The 19,893-nt window shown below is 63.4% G+C and carries 19 protein-coding genes and 1 pseudogene; 10 read left to right on the top strand and 10 right to left on the bottom strand.

Annotated elements, in window-relative coordinates; genetic code table 11:
• Positions 1 to 90: 90 nt before the first annotated feature.
• Positions 91 to 1,278 carry a Na+/H+ antiporter NhaA gene (gene nhaA, locus KCG88_RS14945; RefSeq protein ID WP_210712623.1) on the top strand — a complete coding sequence of 396 codons (1,188 nt, stop codon included), beginning with the start codon at positions 91 to 93 and terminating at the stop codon, positions 1,276 to 1,278.
• 79 nt (positions 1,279 to 1,357) lie between these two features.
• Here the strand turns inward: nhaA and KCG88_RS14940 are convergent, their stop codons facing one another.
• Positions 1,358 to 1,822 carry a glycine zipper 2TM domain-containing protein gene (locus KCG88_RS14940; protein ID WP_011059627.1) on the bottom strand — a complete coding sequence of 155 codons (465 nt, stop codon included), beginning with the start codon at positions 1,820 to 1,822 and terminating at the stop codon, positions 1,358 to 1,360.
• Positions 1,823 to 1,996: 174 nt separating this feature from the next.
• Here KCG88_RS14940 and KCG88_RS14935 point away from each other — a divergent pair, with 174 nt between their 5' ends.
• Positions 1,997 to 2,233 carry a hypothetical protein gene (locus KCG88_RS14935; protein ID WP_047284206.1) on the top strand — a complete coding sequence of 79 codons (237 nt, stop codon included), beginning with the start codon at positions 1,997 to 1,999 and terminating at the stop codon, positions 2,231 to 2,233.
• Positions 2,234 to 2,245: 12 nt separating this feature from the next.
• Here the strand turns inward: KCG88_RS14935 and pdxH are convergent, their stop codons facing one another.
• From pdxH to dinG, 5 genes are all read right to left on the bottom strand, one after another.
• The gene (gene pdxH / locus KCG88_RS14930) at positions 2,246 to 2,893 is read right to left on the bottom strand and encodes a pyridoxamine 5'-phosphate oxidase (RefSeq protein ID WP_011059625.1); all 648 of its coding nucleotides are present in this window, start codon (positions 2,891 to 2,893) and stop codon (positions 2,246 to 2,248) included.
• A 23-nt stretch (positions 2,894 to 2,916) separates the two neighbouring features.
• Positions 2,917 to 4,167, bottom strand: a complete 1,251-nt coding sequence (locus KCG88_RS14925) for an OmpA family protein (protein WP_047284205.1) — start codon at positions 4,165 to 4,167, stop codon at positions 2,917 to 2,919.
• Between the two features lie 140 nt (positions 4,168 to 4,307).
• Complete coding sequence (locus tag KCG88_RS14920; RefSeq protein WP_210712622.1) at positions 4,308 to 5,453, bottom strand: serine hydrolase domain-containing protein; 1,146 nt, start codon at positions 5,451 to 5,453, stop codon at positions 4,308 to 4,310.
• Positions 5,454 to 5,613: 160 nt separating this feature from the next.
• A complete protein-coding gene (locus tag KCG88_RS14915) occupies positions 5,614 to 8,001 on the bottom strand; it encodes a beta-galactosidase (protein WP_047284203.1) in 2,388 nt (795 codons plus the stop codon).
• Positions 8,002 to 8,094: 93 nt separating this feature from the next.
• Positions 8,095 to 10,239, bottom strand: coding sequence for an ATP-dependent DNA helicase DinG (gene dinG / locus KCG88_RS14910; protein WP_015634399.1), 2,145 nt, complete (start codon positions 10,237 to 10,239; stop codon positions 8,095 to 8,097).
• A 99-nt stretch (positions 10,240 to 10,338) separates the two neighbouring features.
• Between dinG and KCG88_RS14905 the strand changes: the two genes are divergently transcribed.
• Positions 10,339 to 10,803 carry a CopD family protein gene (locus KCG88_RS14905; protein WP_047284202.1) on the top strand — a complete coding sequence of 155 codons (465 nt, stop codon included), beginning with the start codon at positions 10,339 to 10,341 and terminating at the stop codon, positions 10,801 to 10,803.
• 60 nt (positions 10,804 to 10,863) lie between these two features.
• On the opposite strand, the gene KCG88_RS14900 is transcribed toward KCG88_RS14905, so the two are convergent.
• From KCG88_RS14900 to KCG88_RS14890, 3 genes are all read right to left on the bottom strand, one after another.
• On the bottom strand, positions 10,864 to 11,622 hold the full coding sequence (locus KCG88_RS14900) for a hypothetical protein (protein WP_047284201.1): 759 nt from the start codon (positions 11,620 to 11,622) through the stop codon (positions 10,864 to 10,866).
• Positions 11,615 to 11,893: a DUF1145 domain-containing protein gene (locus KCG88_RS14895; protein WP_011059618.1), complete on the bottom strand. Its 279-nt coding sequence runs from the start codon at positions 11,891 to 11,893 to the stop codon at positions 11,615 to 11,617. Before KCG88_RS14895 ends, KCG88_RS14900 begins: the two co-directional genes overlap by 8 nt.
• A gap of 249 nt (positions 11,894 to 12,142) precedes the next feature.
• On the bottom strand, positions 12,143 to 12,832 hold the full coding sequence (locus tag KCG88_RS14890; protein WP_047284200.1) for an OmpA family protein: 690 nt from the start codon (positions 12,830 to 12,832) through the stop codon (positions 12,143 to 12,145).
• 190 nt (positions 12,833 to 13,022) lie between these two features.
• On the opposite strand from KCG88_RS14890, the gene KCG88_RS14885 reads away from it, so the two are divergent.
• Genes KCG88_RS14885 through KCG88_RS14870 form a run of 4 tightly spaced genes read left to right on the top strand, consistent with a single transcriptional unit; the run spans position 13,023 to position 14,749 of the window.
• Positions 13,023 to 13,520: a DUF6231 family protein gene (locus tag KCG88_RS14885; protein ID WP_047284199.1), complete on the top strand. Its 498-nt coding sequence runs from the start codon at positions 13,023 to 13,025 to the stop codon at positions 13,518 to 13,520.
• A gap of 4 nt (positions 13,521 to 13,524) precedes the next feature.
• On the top strand, positions 13,525 to 14,001 hold the full coding sequence (locus tag KCG88_RS14880; protein ID WP_047335846.1) for a YchJ family protein: 477 nt from the start codon (positions 13,525 to 13,527) through the stop codon (positions 13,999 to 14,001).
• A 55-nt stretch (positions 14,002 to 14,056) separates the two neighbouring features.
• The gene (locus tag KCG88_RS14875; protein ID WP_047284197.1) at positions 14,057 to 14,542 is read left to right on the top strand and encodes an LEA type 2 family protein; all 486 of its coding nucleotides are present in this window, start codon (positions 14,057 to 14,059) and stop codon (positions 14,540 to 14,542) included.
• A 6-nt stretch (positions 14,543 to 14,548) separates the two neighbouring features.
• Positions 14,549 to 14,749, top strand: coding sequence for an SEC-C metal-binding domain-containing protein (locus KCG88_RS14870; RefSeq protein ID WP_007923047.1), 201 nt, complete (start codon positions 14,549 to 14,551; stop codon positions 14,747 to 14,749).
• A gap of 38 nt (positions 14,750 to 14,787) precedes the next feature.
• Here the strand turns inward: KCG88_RS14870 and KCG88_RS14865 are convergent.
• Positions 14,788 to 15,282: pseudogene (locus tag KCG88_RS14865) on the bottom strand (cysteine hydrolase family protein).
• 189 nt (positions 15,283 to 15,471) lie between these two features.
• On the opposite strand from KCG88_RS14865, the gene KCG88_RS14860 reads away from it, so the two are divergent.
• The 3 genes from KCG88_RS14860 to KCG88_RS14850 all read left to right on the top strand — a co-directional run bounded on the left by KCG88_RS14860 (position 15,472) and on the right by KCG88_RS14850 (position 19,883).
• The gene (locus KCG88_RS14860; protein WP_047284196.1) at positions 15,472 to 16,113 is read left to right on the top strand and encodes a glutathione binding-like protein; all 642 of its coding nucleotides are present in this window, start codon (positions 15,472 to 15,474) and stop codon (positions 16,111 to 16,113) included.
• Positions 16,114 to 16,346: 233 nt separating this feature from the next.
• Positions 16,347 to 18,776 carry a penicillin acylase family protein gene (locus KCG88_RS14855; protein ID WP_047284195.1) on the top strand — a complete coding sequence of 810 codons (2,430 nt, stop codon included), beginning with the start codon at positions 16,347 to 16,349 and terminating at the stop codon, positions 18,774 to 18,776.
• A gap of 324 nt (positions 18,777 to 19,100) precedes the next feature.
• The gene (locus tag KCG88_RS14850) at positions 19,101 to 19,883 is read left to right on the top strand and encodes a transporter substrate-binding domain-containing protein (RefSeq protein WP_011059610.1); all 783 of its coding nucleotides are present in this window, start codon (positions 19,101 to 19,103) and stop codon (positions 19,881 to 19,883) included.
• Positions 19,884 to 19,893 lie beyond the last annotated feature (10 nt).

The raw sequence follows: 19,893 nt of genomic DNA, 5'->3' as shown, positions 1-19,893 counted from the left end.
TATAACAAAAAAGAATATAACTTTTGTTTTAACAACTAACTGTACAGGTTAGGGTGTGCCACCTTTTTAGTTTTTAGATGGAGAGCGACCTTGCCTCTGCGTAGCACTTTCACTCGTTTCTTTGCCATGGAAGCTGCCAGCGGTCTGTTATTGATCGCCGCTGCCATCCTGGCCCTGATAATCAACAACTCCCCCCTGTCCTGGCTGTACAACGGCCTGCTGGAAACCCCGGTGGTGGCCCAGGTTGGAGCCCTGAAGATCGCCAAGCCGCTGCTGCTGTGGATCAACGACGGCCTGATGGCACTGTTCTTCCTGCTGATCGGCCTGGAGGTCAAGCGCGAAGTGCTGGAGGGGCAGTTGGCCAAGCCATCGCAGATCGTCCTGCCCGGCGCAGCGGCCATCGGCGGCATGCTGGTGCCGGCGCTGATCTACTGGTTCCTCAACCGTGACAACCCGCCCGCCCTCAATGGCTGGGCGATTCCCACCGCCACCGATATCGCCTTCGCCCTCGGAGTGCTGGCCTTGCTGGGCAAGCGAGTGCCCACCTCGCTGAAACTGTTCCTGATGACCCTGGCAATCATCGATGACCTGGGAGCGATCGTGATCATCGCGATCTTCTACTCCGGCGCGCTGTCGACCCTGTCGCTGATGCTGGCTGGTGCCTGCATCGCCGCCCTGGTGGCGATGAACCGGATGGGCGTGGTCAAGCTTGGCCCCTACATGATCATCGGCCTGATCCTCTGGGTCTGCGTGCTCAAGAGTGGGGTCCACGCGACCCTGGCCGGCGTGACCCTGGCCTTCTGCATCCCCTTGCGCACCCGCAACGCCGAACCTTCGCCGCTCAAGTCGCTGGAACACGCCCTGCATCCCTGGGTGTCGTTCGGCATCCTGCCGCTGTTCGCCTTCGCCAATGCCGGGCTGTCGCTGAGCGGCGTGACCCTCGAAAGCTTCACCCACCATGTTCCCATGGGGATCGCGGTCGGCCTGCTGCTGGGCAAGACCATCGGCGTCTTCGGTCTGACCTGGATGGCAGTGAAAACCGGTCTCGCTGCCTTGCCGTCCGGGGCCAACTGGGGCCAGGTGCTCGGCGTGGCAATTCTGTGTGGTATCGGCTTCACCATGAGCCTGTTCGTCGGCTCCCTGGCCTTCGAACCCGGCAGCAGCGAATACGCCGGCATGGACCGCATGGGCATCCTGACCGGTTCGCTGTTTGCGGCCCTGATCGGCTACGCCGTCACCGCCGCTGCCAGCCGCAGGAACAACACCCTGGCGTCCTGACACGCAGCGCTTGGCCAGGCTGAAAACACAAAACCCCGACCAGTTGCCTGGCCGGGGTTTTGTTTTGTAGCAGGAAGGGTCAGCGGGTAACGCGGCTGGTACCGTTGACTGTCATGATGCGCACGCGGTCGCCCACGCGGAACACTTCGTTTTCCTGAACCTGCTGCACATAGGCACGCATGCTGCCGTCGTCTTCACGCACGGTGATTTCAACGCCCTGGGTACGGGTCAGGCCTTCTTCAGTGGCCGAGCCCAGCAGGCCACCGGCAACTGCACCGATGACTGCGGTGACGATGCTGCCACGGCCGCCGCCGATGGCGCTGCCGCCAACGCCGCCGATCACAGCACCTGCAGCGCCGCCGATCGGGGTCTTGGTGCCTTCGATTTTCACCGGACGCAGGGATTCGATGGTGCCCATGCGCACGGTTTGCACACGACGCGCTTCATCACGGGAATAGGAGTCACCGGTCAGGTTGGAGGCACAGCCACCGAGCAACATTGCCATCGTGGTGAAGGATGCAACCAGCAAAACAGACTTACGCATAGGATCAACTCCAAAGGACAGATAATCATTAGACTCCGCAGCTTGACGCCTGTCACGGCGTCGCCCGGATAAAATTGCTTTCATTCAGCCAAAGTACAGGCTGTGTAAACGCCAAGCTTTCTCATTACGGTAGCTCCAGCTCCCTGCATAGCGCCACCGAACAAAGGATTTTCCATGGACTACTTCATCATCATCGTGACCACCGCTGCAGGCTTGTATTTTCACTGGTGGCTGTATGTACGCATCAAGCGTTGGACCGATCGGGACCTGGCCCTCTCTCTGGCCGGAACCGATGCCCAGAAGAAGCAATTCATGCTGGAGCAACTGGCCGAGGCCCAGCGCCAGAAAGTAAAACGCCGGGACCTGCCGCAATGGCTGGAAGCCGCTGCGGCCGGCTATCCCGGCAAGTGACCTGCAATCCGATCAGGGAGCCAGACGTTCGCGGACCCACTCCTGGCCTTGCAGGCGATAGTTCAAACGGTCATGCAGTCGGCTGGGGCGCCCCTGCCAGAACTCGATGCGCTCCGGCAGCAGGCGATAACCCCCCCAGTGCTCCGGGCAATCGGGCTGGCTATCGCTGAAACGAGCCTCCGTGGCCTTGAGCAACTCTTGCAGTTCGTCACGATCGGCGATCACCCGGCTCTGCGGTGAAGCCCAGGCTCCCAGCCGGCTACCCAGGGGACGCACCTGATAATAGGCATCGGACTCTTGAGGAGTGACCTTGACCACCCGTCCTTCAATCCGCACCTGACGCTCCAGGGTCGGCCAGAAGAACGTCATGGCAGCGAAGGGCCGTGCAGCCAGCTGCTGGCCCTTGGCGCTCTCGTAGTTGGTGAAGAAGGTGAAGCCCTGCTCATCCAGGCCCTTGAGCAAGAGGATGCGGCAGTGAGGGCGACCGTCGGTGTCGACGGTCGCCACGGTCATGGCATTGGCTTCCACCGGCGGTTGCTCGGTTTTCACCGCATCGGCAAACCACTGGTGGAACAGCGCAAAAGGTTCGGCCGGGGCCTGAGCCTCGGACAAGCCGTCGCGAGTGTAGTCGCGGCGCATATCAGCCAGGGACTGAGTCATGCCTGCTTCCTTATCCTTGAAAATCAGTTTTTAACCTGGGCGGTAGCCGTTGCGGTCTTCGAAGACGCGGCGGCCTTTTTTGCTGGAGCCTTCTTGGCAGCCGGCTTCTTGGCCACGGTCGCCTTCTTCGCAGGCGCCGCTTTCTTGGCAGAAGCCGCAGGTACTGGAGGCACGGCATCCTGTACGGCAACCATTTCAGTCTCGGAAGGCGTCGGCTGGTTGTACTTGCTCAGCAGGCCCAGCATGGTGCTGCGCTGGGTCAGCATGATTTCCACCCGACGGTTCAGCGAGCGCCCCTGTGGGCTGTCGTTGGCGGCACGCGGCATCACCGAACCCATGCCACGCAGCATCAGGCGGTCCTGCTTCAGGCCGCTGAGGCTGAAGATCGCCGCCACGGACTGTGCACGATCACGGCTCAGCTTCTGGTTGGCCAGGGTCGGGCCGGTGGCGTCGGCATGGCCGAGAATCAGCACGGCGGTCTTCGGATCACCTTCCACCGCCTTGGCGACGCGGGTGAACGGCCCCAGGGTGACCGGCAGCAACATGGCTGGACGATCCGGGTTGAACGAGGCATCTACCAGTGCAGTGACCACCAGCACGTTTTCACGCCGCTCGACCTGCAGCTTGCTGTCCTTCACCGCTTCGCGCAGGCGTGGCTCGTAGTCGTCCAGCCAGGCCTGGGTGATTTTCGGGTCGGGCATCGGGATGTCCGCCACATTGACCTTGCTCAAAGGCTTGGGCTGGCTCTTGGGGAACGGCCACCACCAGTGGGTTTCGGAGTCGGCTGCCGCTGCCACTGCTGGCGCTGGGGCAGGCTCGGCCTTCTTCGCCTCGGCTACTGGCTTGTCGGAAGAATCCTTGGAGGAGAACGGCCACCACCACTTACTGCTCTCGGCCTTGGCGGCAGGCGCGGCAGGGGCTGCGGCAACGACCGGCGCTGGAGCTGGAGCGGGCTCGGCAGCAGCGACAGGCGCCGGCTTGGCGCCAGCAGCGGCCTTGGCGGCAGGGGCCGGGTGCTTGCCAGCGGCTGTGTTCTTGGCAGCAGGCGCCGGTGCAGCGGCCTTGGCCACTACCGCAGGCTTGCTTGCAGAAGCGGCAGGTGCGGCTTCAGTGGTGGCAACCGGCTTTTCAGGCGCAGCTGCAGTTTCCTTGCTGCTGGCCTTATCGGAGCCGAATGACCACCAATGGCCGCCATCCGCTTCATTTTGTGGGGTTTGCGCGCAACCGGTGACGGTCAGGCAGATGGCCAAGGCTAGAGACTTGTTCGACGACATGGGATATCCACAAAATGAGATAAAAAATTCGGTCTAAACAACCGTTACAAACAGACGCTTGGAAATTATAAAAGCCACAGGGTTCCACCCTGCAGCTTTCCAAGCATGTTTAAGCAAAAAAGTTCTTAACAGCAACCTTTTTACAGACAATCCGACAAAACCCGCACCAGCTTCTGTGCCCGAGGGTCCATCAACACATAGGGCCCCAGGGTATTTGTCACAAAACCGAACGCCACATCATGCTCCGGGTCAGCAAAACCGATGGAGCCCCCGGCCCCCGGATGCCCGAACGCCCGCTCCCCCAGGCCAAAGGTGGCATTGGCCACCTGGGGCTGGTCGAGCATGCAACCCAGGCCGAAGCGGGTCTGGGTCAGTAGCGTCTTGTCCATGCCCAGGCTGTGCTCCCGAGTCAGCTCTTCGAGCATGTCGGCTTCCAGCAAACTGCCGTCCAGCAGGCCGCTGTAGAACCCGGCGAGGCTGCGGGCATTGCCGTGGCCGTTGGCCGCCGGCTGCTGCATGCGCCGCCACTCGGGTTTATTGGTGCTGGTCAGGATAGACGGTGGATTGGTAAACGCCCGAGTGCTCATCGCATCGGGTTCGCGCAGGGTGACTTGCAGCAGACGCTGGGCCGCAGCATCGCCCATATTGCCCTTGCCACGGGCGATATGCGCCACGCGGTAGAACTCCTCATCGGCCAGGCCGACATGGAAGTCCAGCCCCAAAGGCCGGGCGACCCGAGCCACGATGGACTCCCCCGGCCCGCGCCCATCGGCGCGCCGGATCAACTCGCCCACCAGCCAGCCATAGGTGATGGCGGCATAGCCATGCCCCTCACCGGGCGTCCACCAGGGCTGCTCGGCGGCCAGGACATCGACCATGGTCTGCCATTCGTACAGGGCTTGCGCCGGCAACAGCTCGCGCACTGCCGGCAGGCCGGCCTGATGGCAGAGCAACTGGCGCAATGTAATGGCTGCCTTGCCCGCCGCGGCGAATTCCGGCCAGTAGTCGGCCACGGGCGCATCCAGCCTGAGCTTGCCCTCGGCCACCAACTGCAGGGCGGTGACCGCGGTAAAGGTCTTGGTGCAGGAGAACAGGTTGGCAATGGTGTCGCTGTGCCAGGCCTCGGCGCCGTCCTTGTCCGCGGTACCGGCCCACAGGTCGATGACGGTTTCCCCGCCGACCTGGATGCACAGCGCCGCGCCACGCTCCTGAGAGTCCTCGAACAGGGCGGCGAACGCCTCGCGTACCGCTTCGAATTTAAGCTCGTAATGACCTTGAATCTGCACCCCTGACTCCCCCTGCAACCATGCTCGACAACGTGGCGCGCATTGTTCCAGCCCCGAAGGCATTTGGGAACAGCCGGCGAGCTGCCAGCTATCACCGGCAAACCCTCGTTTCAGAGGGCTGCCCGGATTTTCCCGGAAAGCCGCTCAGGCCTTGTGAACGTCAATGACCGTTGCCGGAATGGCCACCGGCGTGCCCGCCCGGGCCCTTGCCGGCGTGGCCTTTATCGGCGCCATCGCCCCCATGCTCGCCGGCCACGGCCTGCTCCGCCTCGGCCCGAGCCTGCTGCGCGGCCTTGCCCAACTGGTCAATGGCCTGCAGGTTGCTCTTGCGCACGCTGTCGACAAAGCCCTGGAACGGCACATCGGTGATGCCCACCAGGCCGAAATGACCGTTTTCACCGTCCAGCAGGCGCCCGGTCACCGGCTGGTCCAGATACTGGAACCAGTGCACGCCGACAATCGAAGGCTCGCTGACCGCCTGCTTGAGGAAGTTGGCATAGGCCGGGCCCCGGTCCTCCTCCCGGGCCAGCTCGGTCACGCCGCCCCAGAACGGGCCGCGATCCCGGGAACCGAAGTTGAACTCGGTTATCAGGACCGGCTTGTCGAGGCTGCGCAGGTAGGCAAAGTCCTGACCGTCCTGGGGCTTGAGGGTGTACATATTGAAGCTCAGGACATCGCAGTACTGGGCGCAGGAAGCCACGGCCTCAGGGGTGCTCACGGCAAACCGCCCGCCCAGCAGCAGGTGGTTGGGGGCGTGCCATTTCAGCGAGTCGGAGATGGTCTTGAAGTAGGTATCGGCGAAGACCTTCTGGAAATACTTGAAGTCGGCCTCGATCTCCGGGTGCTCCGGGCTCGGCAACGGCGGCACGAAGCCCGGGTCTTCCATCAACTCCCAGGCCGGCAGGTCGATGCCCCAGGCTTTCGACAGCCCGGCCTGGTTGCGGTACTTGTCCCGCAGTTGCTTGAGAAACGCGCGCTTGGCCGGCACATCGGTGGTCAGGCGCAGGGTGCCGTAGGCCAGGGCATAGCGGGATTTGGCATCATCGCCGGGGCCGGCCCAGGCCAATTCGTTGTCGGCGAAGTAGCCGATCAGCCAGGGATCGTCCCGATGGTCGCGGGCGGCAATGGCCACGGCACGTTCGGTGGCCATGGCAAAGCGCGGATCGAAAGGATCCGGCATGCCGCCCCACCAGTCGCTGCCGGTGCTGATGCTGGCGTAATCACCCACGATCGACAGCGGCAAGGTGTAAGGCACCCGGTCGGCCAGACCCAGGGCCGGAGCGCTCCAGTTACCGATGGTATTGAAGCCCCAGGCCTGCAAGCGGTCCAGGGTGTGGCCAACCCAGCGTTTCTGGTCGAAGGCCGGTGCCGCGCAAGGAGTTGCCTGGGGCGGCGGGGAGGTGTCGGCCGGCCCCTGCTGCGCAGTGGCGCTGTCCGCGGTGCAGGGCTTGCCGTAGGTCCGTTGCAGGTTGGCCCGATAGAAGTCATACCAGCGCCCTGAACCATAGCCACGGCCCTGGTCGGCGCCATTGCCGCCGCGGTTGTCGCCTTCACCGTAATACGCCGCCAGGGGTTCGTCGTCCTTGGGCAAGGCGCCGAACATCCATTCCCGGCCCGCGACATAGGTCTGGTTGTTGTCGGGCGCCACAGTATTGACCCCCAGGGAATAGAACGGATGCCCCTGCGGGGTCACGAGGAACCAGCGGCCATCACGTTTTTCCGTGCGAAAGAAACCGCTGGCCTTGAAGCTCGGCCCCTTGTTCCAGCCACCGTAGCTGTCCAGCGAAGCCTTCTCGCGCTCCCCCAGCCAGCCCTGGAGCTGTTGCTGCTCCTTGGCGTCAGCCGCCTTGAGCTGATCGTCGCTGGTGATCTTTTCCGGCCAGCGGGCCCGGGTCGATTGACCGTAGGCATCCACCAGGGAGCCGTAGACCTCCTTGATCACCCCCTCGCCGTCCTGCACGCCGAAACGCTCCAGCAGAATGCTCTGGGCCGCCTTGGGGTTGTCCATGGACAAGGTCACCGACACCACCTGGCTGCGGTCCAACTGCCCTTCACTACTGGCCAGCAGGATGCGCTGGCCGTCCACGGTCATCGGCATCGGGGGCGCGGCCTTCATGCCCTGGCTCAGCGGGCTGCTGGCCACCAGTGGCACCAACAGGGTCTGCGCCGGGCCGGCCGGCAGGTCGACACGGCTGACCAGGGTCTTGCCGTCATTGCTCTGGATGGTCACGTAGAGGGTCAGGGCCCAGTTCATCGCGCTTTGGATACGCAGGCTCATCATCCCCGACTGCGACCAGTCCCAGGCCCCGCTCTGGGGCGACAGGCTCAGGCTCGGCCGGCTCGTGGGGTTGAAGATGATGCGCCGCAGCACTTCGCCTTCGGCCGTTTGCTCTGCGTTGGATTGCGGCAGGCTGGCATCTTGTGTCGCCACCTGCACCACAGCGGCAGGTCGGACAAAGTTGAACAGCGTCTGTTGTCCGGCAGGGGCCGCCCAGACAGGCGCGGCAAACAACAGGGCAAATACAGCGGGCAACGAACGGCGAATCATATGAACCTGGCTCTCCCTAAAGACCGATGAACGGCCGGTGCTGAAGCGGTGACATGAAATAGACAGCACGGCACGCAAATATGCGGGCCGTGCTTAAGATATTTCTCGGCGAAACGGCGGCAAGGCATTGAGGATAGCCTTGCCATAGCGCTGGGTGACCAGACGGCGGTCCAGCAGCGTGATGGTGCCGCGATCCTGCTCGGTGCGCAGCAAGCGACCGCAGGCCTGGACCAGCTTGAGGGATGCATCCGGCACCGAGATTTCCATGAACGGGTTGCCGCCACGGGCTTCGATCCACTCCGCCAGCGCCGCCTCCACCGGGTCATCCGGCACCGAGAACGGGATCTTGGCGATCACCACGTGTTCGCAGTAGGCCCCGGGCAGGTCCACCCCTTCGGCGAAGCTCGCCAGGCCGAACAGCACGCTGGAATCGCCACCGTCGACCCGCGCCTTGTGCTTGTTCAGGGTTTCCTGCTTGGACAGGTTGCCCTGGATGAACACCTGCTTGCGCCAGTCCCGGTCCAGGCCGTCGAACACGTCCTGCATCTGCTTGCGCGAGGAAAACAGCACCAGGGTGCCCCGCGAGCCCTCCACCAGTTCCGGCAGATCGCGGATGATCGCCGCGGTATGGGCCGGCGCGTCCCGTGGATCGGCCCGCAGGTCGGGCACCCGCAGCACCCCGGCATCGGCATGGTGGAACGGGCTCGGCACCACCGCGGTCACGGCCTTTTTCGGCAGGCCGGCACGCATGCGGAAGCGGTCGAAAGTACCCAGGGCAGTCAGGGTCGCCGACGTCACCAGGGCACCGTAGGCCACGTTCCACAGATTGCGTCGGAGCATTTCCGCAGCGAGGATCGGGCTGGCGTTGACCTCGATGTCGAACAGCGAGCCACTTTCGGCCAGGGTCAGCCAGCGAGCCATGGGCGGATTGTCTTCCGGGTCCTCGATGGTGAATGCGGTCCACAGTTCCCAGTTGCCCGAGGCACGGGCCAGCAGGCTGCCGAACAGCGGGTACCACTCTTCGGCCTGGTTGCTGGCGATACCGATGTTGACCTCGCCATCCATGCCTTCCTTGAGCAACTCGGTCAGGCGGGTGAACAGGTCGGTGAGACGGGAAAAGCCCTTTTTCAGCTCCAGGCCCATCTCGCGCATATGCTCGGGGATCAGCCCGCCGACAAAACGGTGGCGCGGCCGCTCGCGGCCTTCCATGTCTTCGCCGGTGCGGAAATCGGCGATCTGCTCGCAGGCGGTGAACATGAACTGCTGCTGGGTCTTGATCTCCCGCGCCAGCTCCGGCACCTGCTCGATCAGGCGCCCCAAATCACCCGGCAGCGGATGCTGGGCCAGCAGTTTGGTGAGATTCTTGGCGGTCTGCTCCAGCCAGTCGGCAGTGGAGCGCAGACGGGTGTAATGGGCGAAGTGGCCAATGGCCTTGTCCGGCAGGTGGTGACCTTCGTCGAACACGTAGAGGGTGTCGCGCGGGTCCGGCAGCACGGCGCCACCGCCCAGGGCCAGGTCGGCCAGGACCATGTCGTGGTTGGTGACAATCACATCGACCTTGCCCATGCCTTCCCGAGCCTTATAGAAGGCGCACTGGCCGAAGTTCGGGCAATGGCGGTTGGTGCACTGGCTGTGGTCGGTGGTCAGGCGCGCCCAGTCGGCGTCTTCCAGGGCCGTGGGCCAGCTGTCGCGGTCGCCGTCCCATTTATTGCCGGCGAGTTTTTCGATCATGCTGGTGAACAGCTTCTGGCTGGCTTCATCCACTTCGATCTTGAAGCCTTCTTCCTCGAACAGCTGGGCCGTGGCGGTCTGGGCGTGGCCTTCCTGGAGCAGCATGTCGAGCTTGGACAGGCACATGTAGCGACCGCGGCCCTTGGCCAGGGAGAAGCTGAAGTTCAGCCCGCTGTTGCGCATCAGGTCGGGCAGGTCCTTGTAGACAATCTGCTCCTGCAGGGCGACGGTGGCGGTGGCGATCACCAGGCGCTTGCCGGCGGCCTTGGCCGTGGGAATCGCCGCCAGGCTGTAGGCCACGGTCTTGCCGGTACCGGTGCCGGCTTCCACGGCGACCACCGCCGGGTCGCCACTGCGCCGGCCTTCGTCGTCGGTGTCGATATCACCCAGGACCTTGGCCACTTCGGCGATCATCAGGCGCTGGCCGTAACGCGGCTTGAGGCTCTTGGCTTCGAGAAAACGCGAGTAGGCGCCCTGGATCGTGGTTTTGAGTTCGTTGCTGATCATGGTTTTTCGGGCGCACAAAACGCTGGATAAATTTTCAGTGGTTCGAATCGGCCGCTATCATACCCCGCTAATTCATCCCGCGCAGAACGGAGTACCCGAATGACCCCTTTCGCCCTTGCCTACACCCTGCATGTCCTGGCCGCCCTGGTCTGGGTCGGCGGCATGTTTTTCGCCTGGATGGTCCTGCGCCCGGCGGCCATGGTGGCCCTGGAGGGGCCGGCGCGGCTGAAGTTGTGGGCGCACGTGTTTCCGCGTTTTTTCGTCTGGGTGTGGATCGCTGTGGTGCTGTTGCCGATCAGCGGTATCGGCCTGCTGCATTTGCGCTTCAGCGGCTTTGAAACCGCGCCCAAGTATGTGCAGATCATGATGGGCCTGTACCTGGTGATGACCGCCCTGTTCATCCGCATCCAGTCCCTGCAGTTGCCGCAGCTGCGCAAGGCAGTAGCGGCCGAGGATTGGCCCGCTGGCGCCGCGGCGCTGGGCAAGATCCGCCGGTTGGTGGGCAGCAACCTGATCATCGGCCTGGTGCTGGTCGCCCTGGCGGCGGCCCGGCCGACCTTCTGAAAACAGGCCGCCCGCTGCAGAAGCGGGCGGCCGGGCAAGGTTCAACGCAAGCGTTACGGCTTACAGGCGCTGCACCGTCAGCGCGCCTGGCTCGCCGGCCGGGCCGGGCTGCCCCTGGGCGCCGGGCCGTCCGCTCTTGCCTCCGTCGGTGCGGTACACCAGGCACCCCTTGGACTTGCCGCCCGCACCCGGCTTGCCACCAGCACCGGCCAGCCCGCCTGCGCCACCCTCGACCCAGACCTTGATCTGCTCGCTGGGGAAGTCCCGCGGCAGTTCCACCCGGACCTGGGCGCCTGCCGCACCAGGACGGCCATCGCCGCCATTGTCACCGTCAGCCCCACGCCCCGCGCTGCCCCAGGTGCAGCCCGGTTCCTGGCCATTGGCGCCATCCAGGCCGACATAACCCGGCGCACCGGCACCGCCCCGGGCGTCCACGGACAGCGTCTCGGCCTGCAACGACTCGATGCGCAGGTTCAGGTTGCGCCCCGGCTTGGCGGCCTTCAGGTAGGTACCCGGCGCGCCGCGTGAAGTGATCTGGCTGCCCGCCCCCAGCTCCGCACGGCGGACAATCAACTGCAGGCTCTGTTCGGTAGGAACGATGGCGATCCGCGCCTCATGCCCGAGCCGCAGTTCGTCCACCTTGAGCTCGGTGACATTGGCCGGGATCAGCAAGGTGCCGTAGTCCGCCACTTCCAGCCGCTCCAGTTGCAGGGTGCTGGCGGTATTGGGCAGACGCATCAGGGAGTTGGTTTCGACCTTGACCACCTGGGCCATGGCCAGGGGGCTGCAGAAAAGAGCCAGCAGGCAGAGCTTACGCATGGTCGGCCTCGACAACGACAGGAGCAGGAAGAGTCTGCAGATGGAAGATCCCCACCAGCAGGATGTACAGCCGGTCACGCCAGGGATGTGGCCGATCCTTGAGGCTGCCGTTGAACAGCAGCAGTTCCAGCAAATGGGTCAACAGCAACAGGCTGCCCGCCAGATTCACTAGAAGATGCAGCGGGTTGATCAGCGGCCTGGCCAGGTTGATCAGCACCACCAACCAGAAAACCAAGGTCAGAAACTTCCCCAGCCCCCATAAAACCTTCATACGCTCCCCTCGTGAATTATTCTTTGCGCGCACAGTAACGACTTATCCCGGGGGTAAGCCAGAGGGGAATGAAAATTCTTCCCGAAGTGGCGGTTTAGCTACCGGATCGACGAGGATCGCCCGTTACACACAGGCTGAGCCCATCGCCGAGAAGAGACCGGGATCAAAGGCCCCTGCGCCATCAGCATGGCCCTGGCACAGGAGCCGAGGCGGCCACGTGCGGCTCAATTGCCGCACAGGCCCTGGGGTTCAGCGGTTGATCTGGATTTCCGTGCGACGGTTCATCGCCCGGCCTTCAGCGGTCTTGTTATCCGCCACTGGCTTGCTTTCACCCGCACCGGTTACCGAGACAAAGCTGCTGCGGGGAATGCCGTTGCTGATCAGGTACTCCACGACCGAGTGGGCACGCCTGTCCGAGAGCTTCTGGTTGTAGGCATCGCTGCCGACGCTATCGGTGTAACCGGTCACTCGCAGCTGGGCACTCGACGCCTCCTGTTTCAGTCGGGTGACAATGGTGTTGAGCTTGGTTTTATCGGCATCGGTCAGCTTGGCCGAGTCGAAATGGAAGTGCACATCACGAATGACAATGGTTTCTTCCTTGACCACTACCACCTCTTCTACCACCGGTGGCGGTAGCGGGCAGCCGTTGGCATCGACCTGGACGCCTCTGGGGGTGTGGGGGCACTTGTCGCGACTGTCCGGCACACCATCGCCGTCCTCGTCGCCATCACCTTTTACCCAGCAGTACGCACCCGCCAGGCCACCGACCAACAGTGCGCCGCCGCCCGCCCACGAGGAGCTTTCGGTGGCGCCCAGCGCCGCGCCCGTGACGCCACCTACCGCGGCGCAGATCGGCCAGTCGGTTTTCTGCAAACCTGCACAACCAGTCAACACACTGGTTAACAGAACCAGGGGTACTGCCGTCCGAATGATGCTCATCTGATTTCTCCTGAGGGATCGGCTCAAGGCCGATTCACGGAGTAAAGACCGCGCATTTCATCTGCGCCAGCACCCGGCTATCACCGGTTTCGCCCCGTAAACACGGGAGGTTCGCCGATTTAGTGGTGAACCGCTCTAGGCCCGCAGATGCCGGCACGCTAGTCTTTAGCGTTCTGACCGAGGAGCGAAGATGAGCGCCGGCATTTCCAACCGTACCCCGCAGCAGGCCCTGGCGGCTTTGCTGGATCGCTACGCACCGCAACAGCTGCTGCTGATCGGTGCCAGCGACTTCCCCGCCCTGGCCGCCTTCAAGGAGGCCCACCCCACGACCCAAGTGGCCCAGGCGGCACCCGGCCCTCTGCCTGCGGAACTGGCAGCGCGGCGTTTCGACCTGGCCCTGGCCGTGGATTGCCTGGAACACTTGCCCAAGCGCGACGGCCTGAACCTGCTGGGGGGCATCCGCAACCTCAATGCCAGCCGGATCGCCGTGCTGGCCGATCTGCAGGCCTGCGGCTGGCAGGAAACCGACTTCTATTCCCTGGCGTTACAGGCCAGTGAACGCTTTCAGCGCGATGAACAGGTCCTGACCCTGTTCACCTACGATCTGCTTGAATACAAGCAAGTGCCCGATTGGCTCAATTCACGCTTCTGGGCAAACCCGGAAAACTTTGGAAAGTATTGGTGGTAACACGATGAGCGCCTCGATTTGTCCCTGCGGCAGCGGCAACCTGCTGGATGCCTGCTGCGGCCACTACCATGCCGGCCATCCCGCGCCCTGCGCCGAAGCCCTGATGCGCTCGCGCTACAGCGCCTATGTGCTGGGGCAGGTGGACTACCTGCTGGCTACCACCCTGCCGGCGCAGCAGGCGGGCCTGGATCGCCAGTCCATCAGCGATTGGAGCGCCCAAAGCACCTGGCTGGGGTTGCAGGTCGAAAGCTCGGAAGTCTTCGGCGGCCAGCCCGAGCATGCCTTTGTGACCTTCACTGCCCGCTGGCACGATAGCCAGGGCGAGCACAGCCACCGCGAGCGCTCATCCTTCGTGCAGAACCAGGGACGCTGGTATTTCATCGACCCCACGGTTCCCCTCAAGTCCGGTCGCAACGACGCCTGCCCCTGTGGCAGTGGGCACAAATTCAAGAAGTGCTGCGCCAGCTACTTCACCCGCTGAATCAGCAATGCCCCAGGCCCAGGACGGACCCGGGGAGTTCAAAGGGAGTCTTGCAATGATCGGTGAACTGCGCGTCCTACGAAGCCTCTGCCTGATCGGACTGTTGAGCCTGTCGGGGTGCGTGTCCTGGTTCACCGATGAGGAGCTGGAGCCTGCGGTGCATCTGGTCAAGGTCGAGGTGGTCAAGGCCAACCTGCTGGAGCAGCGCTTCACCCTGCACCTGCGGGTGGATAACCCCAACGACAGCGACCTGACCGTGCGCCGCCTGACCTACAAGGTCTACCTGGAGCGCCTCCTGCTCAGCGAAGGCGAGCACGAACACTGGTTCACCGTCACGCCCCACAGCAGCCGCTTCTTCAAGGTGCCGGTGCGGACCAACCTGTGGCCGCAGATCCGCGACGTGGTGAAACTGCTGCGCAAGCCCGAGCGACCTATCCCCTACCGCCTCGAAGGGGAACTGGAAATCGGATTATTCATCGGCCAGGACGTGCACCTGAAGCGCAATGGCGTGATAATTCCCGGCGATTTTATCCCGGAGTAACCCGCAATGACCCAGCAACCTCATGTCCATGGCCCTGACTGCAACCACGATCATGACCACCACGATCACGACCATGGCCATGTTCACGGCCCGCACTGCAACCACGCTCACCAGGAGCCGGTACGCAACGCACTGAAAGACGTTGGCCGCAACGACCCTTGCCCATGCGGCAGCAGCAAGAAATTCAAGAAGTGCCACGGCGCCTGACCTGAGCACGGGCGGGGCCGGCCTGGGCGCTTGCGCCTTCAGCTACGCCCGGCCTCCTGGGCCAGCAACTGCGCCAGGTCCAGGACGGTGGCGTACTCGCCATCCAGGTTGGCCAGCGACATGGCATGCACCTCCTCGGCACTACGGGCCCGACCGCTGAAGTCGGGCTTGTCGAAGGTGTAGCAGGCGTCGGCCACCACCCACACGGCAAAGCCCAGGTTGCCGGCCGTACGCGCCGTCGACTCCACAGAGTTGTTGGTGGCGACACCGACAATCACCAACCCGACAATCCCCTCGCGCCACAAATCCGCTTCCAGTGAATTGGCGCAAAACGCATCCGGCACCGGCTTCTGAACCCGCCATTCCCCGCCCCGGGGCTCAAAGCGCGGTTGAAACTCCACCCCGACTGCCCGGGCCAGAACACCGAATCCGGCGAACGCGACAGGTGTTGCACATGGATCACCGGCCCGCCAGCGGGCCAGCAGTTCGAGCATCCGCACCTGCGCTTGGGGGTTGTTGCGCGGCTGGAGGATGCCTTGCTACTGGTCGACGAGCATCAGTGCGGTGCCGGAAGGGGCATGTTTTTCTCTGCGAAGGTCATTGAATTTGCCGCACCTGAGCATCACTTACCTGTTCAGGCAAGCCATCGAATGCAGACAGGACGACCTAATGCCGGAGTTTGCTGTCCTTAAGCACAGATACATCCCCATTTGGAGCGCTCCATGATCGACCTGTATTACTGGACCACCCCCAACGGCCACAAGATCTCCCTGTTCCTGGAAGAAGCCGGCCTGCCCTACACCCTGTACCCGGTGAACATCGGCCTGGGTGAGCAATTCAAGCCCGAGTTCCTGAAGATCGCCCCCAACAACCGCATCCCGGCGATCGTTGACCACCAACCCGCCGATGGCGGCCAGCCACTCTCGCTGTTCGAATCTGGGGCGATCCTGTTGTACCTCGCGGAAAAGACCGGCCAGTTCCTGCCCCAGGACCTGCGCGGGCGCCAGGAAGCCCTGCAATGGCTGTTCTGGCAGATGGGCGGGCTGGGGCCGATGGCTGGTCAGAATCATCACTTCAGCCAGTTCGCCCCGGAAAAGATCCCCTACGCCATCAAACGCTATGTGGATGAAACCGCGCGCCTGTACGGCGTGCTCGATCGGCGCCTGGCCGACCGCAAGTTCGTCGCCGGCAGCGACTACAGCATTGCCGACATGGCGATCTTTCCCTGGATCGCTTCCTATAAGAAGCAGAGCCAGAAACTCGAGGACTTCCCGCACCTGCACCGCTGGTTCAACAGCATCCAGGCCCGGCCGGCTACCGAACGGGCCTATGCCCTGGTAGAACAGGTCAACCCCGCCTCCTGAGCCTCGTTCCTGCAGGAGCTGGCTTGCCAGCCACGGCGCCCGCAAGGGCCGGGCAAGGCCAGAAGGCCTCTTCGCCGGCAAGCCCGCTCCTACGGGTCTTGCCAGGTGCCGACGCGCCGGTGATCGCTATTTGCAGCGTCGTCGAGAAATACCTCCTGCCCCCGCTTGCGCGGCACTCGCCTGCTCACTAACGTAGCGCCTTTATCGACGCTACCCCCCGCAGGAGCTTTGCCATGGCCTCGCCAGCCTTCTCACATTTTCTTCCCCGGTTCGGCGTTGCCGCGGCAGTGGCCAGTGCTCTGAGCCTGGCCGGTTGCCAGTCCTGGAACACTCAAGACACCCTGCCCCCCACCTCTGGCGTGCAACCGCTCAAGGGCCTGGCACAGAACGTTTCCGTGCGGCGCAATGCGGTCGGCGTACCGCTGATCGAAAGCAGCAGCTTCCATGACGCCCTGTTCACCCTGGGCTATGTGCACGCCAGCGACCGCATTGGCCAGATGGTGACCCTGCGCCTGCTGGCACAGGGCCGCCTGGCCGAAATGTCCGGTGCCGACGCACTGGAAGTGGACCGCCTGATGCGCGCGATCAACCTGAAGAAAAGCGCCGATGAGCTGTACAAGGCTTCGTCGCCACGGATCAAGCGCTTCTTCGAGGTCTATGCCCGGGGCGTCAACGCCTACCTGTTCCGCTATCGCGACAAGCTGCCGCCGGACCTGGCAGCCCAGGGCTACACCCCCGAATACTGGAAAGCCGAGGATTCGGCGCTGATCTTCTGCCTGCTGAATTTCGGCCAGTCCGCCAACCTGCAAGAAGAGGTCAACGCCCTGGTGCTGGCGCAGAAAGTCGGCAGCGACAAACTGCCGTGGCTGACGCCGAGCTATCCCGACGAACCCCTGCCCCAGGCCGAAGCGGACAAGCTCAAGGGCCTGAATCTCAATGTGCCGGGCCTGAACGAAGTCAGCCGCGCCATCATCCGTCTGGCCCAGCTCAACAGCCTGGGCACCCGCGGTGGCAGCAACCTGGCCATTGCCCCACAGCGCAGCCGCACCGGCCGCAGCCTGCTGGCCGCCGACAGCCACCTGCAAGCCTGGTACTACGCCCAGATCCGCGCGCCGAAATACCAGGCCGCTGGCGCCTCTATCGCTGGCTTGCCGGCGATTCTCCAGGGCTTCAACGGCAAGGTGGCCTGGAGCATGAGCTCGGTGGAGGGAGACAACCAGGACCTGTTCCTGGAAAAGCTCAAGCGCCAGGGCAACGCCCTGTACTACCAGAACAACGGCAAATGGCAGCCCGTGACCGTGCGCAACGAAACCTACTTCGTCAAAGGCCAGCGGCCGATTCGCGAAGCCGTGTACGAAACCCGCCATGGCCCGCTGCTCAACAGCGCCCTGGGGGCAGCGCTCGGTAACGGTTTCGGCCTGGCTCTGCAGACGCCGGAGCTCAAGGACGACAAGACCCTGGACGCCTTCTTCGACCTGTCCCGGGCGCAGAACGTCGAAAAGGCCTCGGACGCCAGTCGGGAAATCCGCGCCATCGCCCTGAACATGGTATTTGCCGACGCCAGCAACATCGGCTGGCAGGTCACCGGGCGCTTCCCCAACCGCCGCGAAGGCGAAGGCTTGCTGCCTTCACCGGGTTGGGATGGCCGTTACGACTGGGACGGCTACGCCGACCCGATGCTCCACCCCTACGACCAGGACCCGCCCCAGGGCTGGATCGCCACCGCCAACCAGCGAGTGATCTCGCGGGGCTACGGCATGCAGTTGTCCAATTCCTGGCACGCCCCGGAACGGGCCGAGCGCATGGCCGGTCTGGCTTCCAGCGGCAAGCAGGACAACCGCAGCCTGATCGCCCTGCAGTACGACCAAAGCACCCTGTTCGCCGCCAAACTGAAAAAGATGTTCGAGGCTCCGGGCATGGCCCAGCCGCTGAAGCAGGCCATCGAGGCCTTGCCCGATGCCGAGCGCGCCAAGGCCAGGGAAGCCTATAGCCGCTTGCTGGCGTTCGACGGCAAGGTCAGCGCCGGCTCGGCCGACGCGGCGTTGTACGAATTGTTCCTGCAAGAGAGCGCCAAGCAGATCTTCCTCGACAAGCTCGGCCCCGAATCCGGTGATGCCTGGCAGGCTTTCGTGGCCAATGGCAACCTTTCCTACTCGGCCCAGGCTGACCACCTCCTGGGCCAGGAAGACAGCCCGTTCTGGGACGACTCGCGCACCGCGCAAAAGGAAGACAAGCCAGCCATCCTCGCCCGCAGCCTGGCAGCCGCCATCAGCTCCGGCGAGCGACTGCTGGGCGCCGACCGCAAGGCCTGGCAATGGGGCAAGCTGCACAGCTACCAATGGACCAACGCCAATGGCCGGCAGATCCGTGGCCCGCTTCAGGCCGGGGGCGACCACAACACCATCAACAGCGCCGCGTACCGTTGGGGGCAGGACTTTGCCATCACCGATACACCGGCCCTGCGCTTGATCGTGGATTTCGGCCTCAGCGAACCCTTGATGGGCCTCAACAGCAGCGGCCAGTCCGGCAACCCGGTGAGCCCCAACTATGCCAACGGCATCGACGGCTGGCTCAAGGCCCAGTACCTGAGCCTGCCGATGCAACCGCAGAACTTCGAGCGCAGCTACGGCAAGACCCGCCTGACCCTGGTTCCAGGCAAGTAACCTTCCCCCCCCGCTTGCACGTCCTGTGCAAGCGGGCCTGCTCCAAAACGAACAGCTCACAGGCGCCCTCGACCGTGCTTGGCACTGGCAGCCCTGTCAGTTCGCCCATCGTAGATTGCCCACCCCTACGCACCTTATTGGCGCTTGCCAAAAATCACGCCCCATCTCGGCGCACGGCTTCCCTCGTGTCGCTGCTTTCCAGCGCTTTTAAAACACCTGTTCGGGACTCTGGTTCGGAAATTGCTACTTTCATTAAGTCTTATGCGGTCCAGTAACAGTACTCATGCGCCACAAGCGCTCATATTGGTTCTTAGGGATTGAATAATGAAAAAAGCATTGCTGACCCTTTCTGCATTGGCTCTCTGCATGGCCGCCGGCTCCGCGCTGGCCAAGGAATACAAGGAACTGCGCTTCGGCGTCGACCCTTCCTACGCCCCCTTCGAATCCAAGGCCGCCGACGGCAGCCTGGTGGGTTTCGACATCGACCTGGGCAATGCCATCTGTGCCGAGCTGAAGGTCAAGTGCAAGTGGGTCGAAAGTGACTTCGACGGCATGATTCCAGGTCTCAAGGCCAATAAATTCGACGGCGTGATCTCGTCCATGACCGTCACCCCGGCTCGCGAGAAAGTCATCGACTTCTCCAACGAACTGTTTTCCGGCCCCACCGCATTCGTGTTCAAGAAAGGCTCGGGCCTGAGCGAAGACACCGCCTCGCTCAAGGGCAAGACCGTCGGCTACGAGCAGGGCACCATCCAGGAAGCCTATGCCAAGGCCGTGCTGGACAAGGCCGGGGTCAAGACCCAGGCCTATCAGAACCAGGACCAGGTCTATGCCGACCTGACTTCCGGGCGCCTCGATGCCTCGATCCAGGACATGCTGCAGGCCGAACTGGGCTTCCTCAAGTCACCGCAAGGCGCTGACTATGAGATCAGCAAACCAGTGGACGACCCGCTGCTGCCGGCCAAGACCGCGGTGGGTATCTCGAAAGGTAACAAAGAGCTGAAAGCGCTTCTGGATAAAGGTATCAAAGCGTTACACGATGATGGCACCTACGCCACCATCCAGAAAAAACACTTCGGTGACCTGAACCTCTACAGCGGTAAATAACCTGTCGGCG

This window comes from Pseudomonas sp. MWU349 (assembly GCF_017947325.1).
GTDB lineage: Bacteria > Pseudomonadota > Gammaproteobacteria > Pseudomonadales > Pseudomonadaceae > Aquipseudomonas > Aquipseudomonas protegens.
Note: the sequence above shows the minus strand (reverse complement) of the source record. Positions and strands in the feature narration are given on the sequence as shown.

Bases quoted from the DNA above. Each gene is read 5' to 3' on its own strand.
- KCG88_RS14940 (WP_011059627.1), bottom strand. From the start codon at position 1,822: ATGCGTAAGTCTGTTTTGCTGGTTGCATCCTTCACCACGATGGCAATG.
- KCG88_RS14870 (WP_007923047.1), top strand. From the start codon at position 14,549: ATGACCCAGCAACCTCATGTCCATGGCCCTGACTGCAACCACGATCAT.
- KCG88_RS14860 (WP_047284196.1), top strand. From the start codon at position 15,472: ATGATCGACCTGTATTACTGGACCACCCCCAACGGCCACAAGATCTCC.
- KCG88_RS14900 (WP_047284201.1), bottom strand. From the start codon at position 11,622: ATGCGTAAGCTCTGCCTGCTGGCTCTTTTCTGCAGCCCCCTGGCCATG.
- dinG (WP_015634399.1), bottom strand. From the start codon at position 10,239: ATGATCAGCAACGAACTCAAAACCACGATCCAGGGCGCCTACTCGCGT.
- KCG88_RS14935 (WP_047284206.1), top strand. From the start codon at position 1,997: ATGGACTACTTCATCATCATCGTGACCACCGCTGCAGGCTTGTATTTT.
- KCG88_RS14875 (WP_047284197.1), top strand. From the start codon at position 14,057: ATGATCGGTGAACTGCGCGTCCTACGAAGCCTCTGCCTGATCGGACTG.
- KCG88_RS14890 (WP_047284200.1), bottom strand. From the start codon at position 12,832: ATGAGCATCATTCGGACGGCAGTACCCCTGGTTCTGTTAACCAGTGTG.
- KCG88_RS14850 (WP_011059610.1), top strand. From the start codon at position 19,101: ATGAAAAAAGCATTGCTGACCCTTTCTGCATTGGCTCTCTGCATGGCC.
- pdxH (WP_011059625.1), bottom strand. From the start codon at position 2,893: ATGACTCAGTCCCTGGCTGATATGCGCCGCGACTACACTCGCGACGGC.
- KCG88_RS14880 (WP_047335846.1), top strand. From the start codon at position 13,525: ATGAGCGCCTCGATTTGTCCCTGCGGCAGCGGCAACCTGCTGGATGCC.
- KCG88_RS14885 (WP_047284199.1), top strand. From the start codon at position 13,023: ATGAGCGCCGGCATTTCCAACCGTACCCCGCAGCAGGCCCTGGCGGCT.
- KCG88_RS14925 (WP_047284205.1), bottom strand. From the start codon at position 4,167: ATGTCGTCGAACAAGTCTCTAGCCTTGGCCATCTGCCTGACCGTCACC.
- KCG88_RS14895 (WP_011059618.1), bottom strand. From the start codon at position 11,893: ATGAAGGTTTTATGGGGGCTGGGGAAGTTTCTGACCTTGGTTTTCTGG.
- KCG88_RS14905 (WP_047284202.1), top strand. From the start codon at position 10,339: ATGACCCCTTTCGCCCTTGCCTACACCCTGCATGTCCTGGCCGCCCTG.
- KCG88_RS14915 (WP_047284203.1), bottom strand. From the start codon at position 8,001: ATGATTCGCCGTTCGTTGCCCGCTGTATTTGCCCTGTTGTTTGCCGCG.
- KCG88_RS14855 (WP_047284195.1), top strand. From the start codon at position 16,347: ATGGCCTCGCCAGCCTTCTCACATTTTCTTCCCCGGTTCGGCGTTGCC.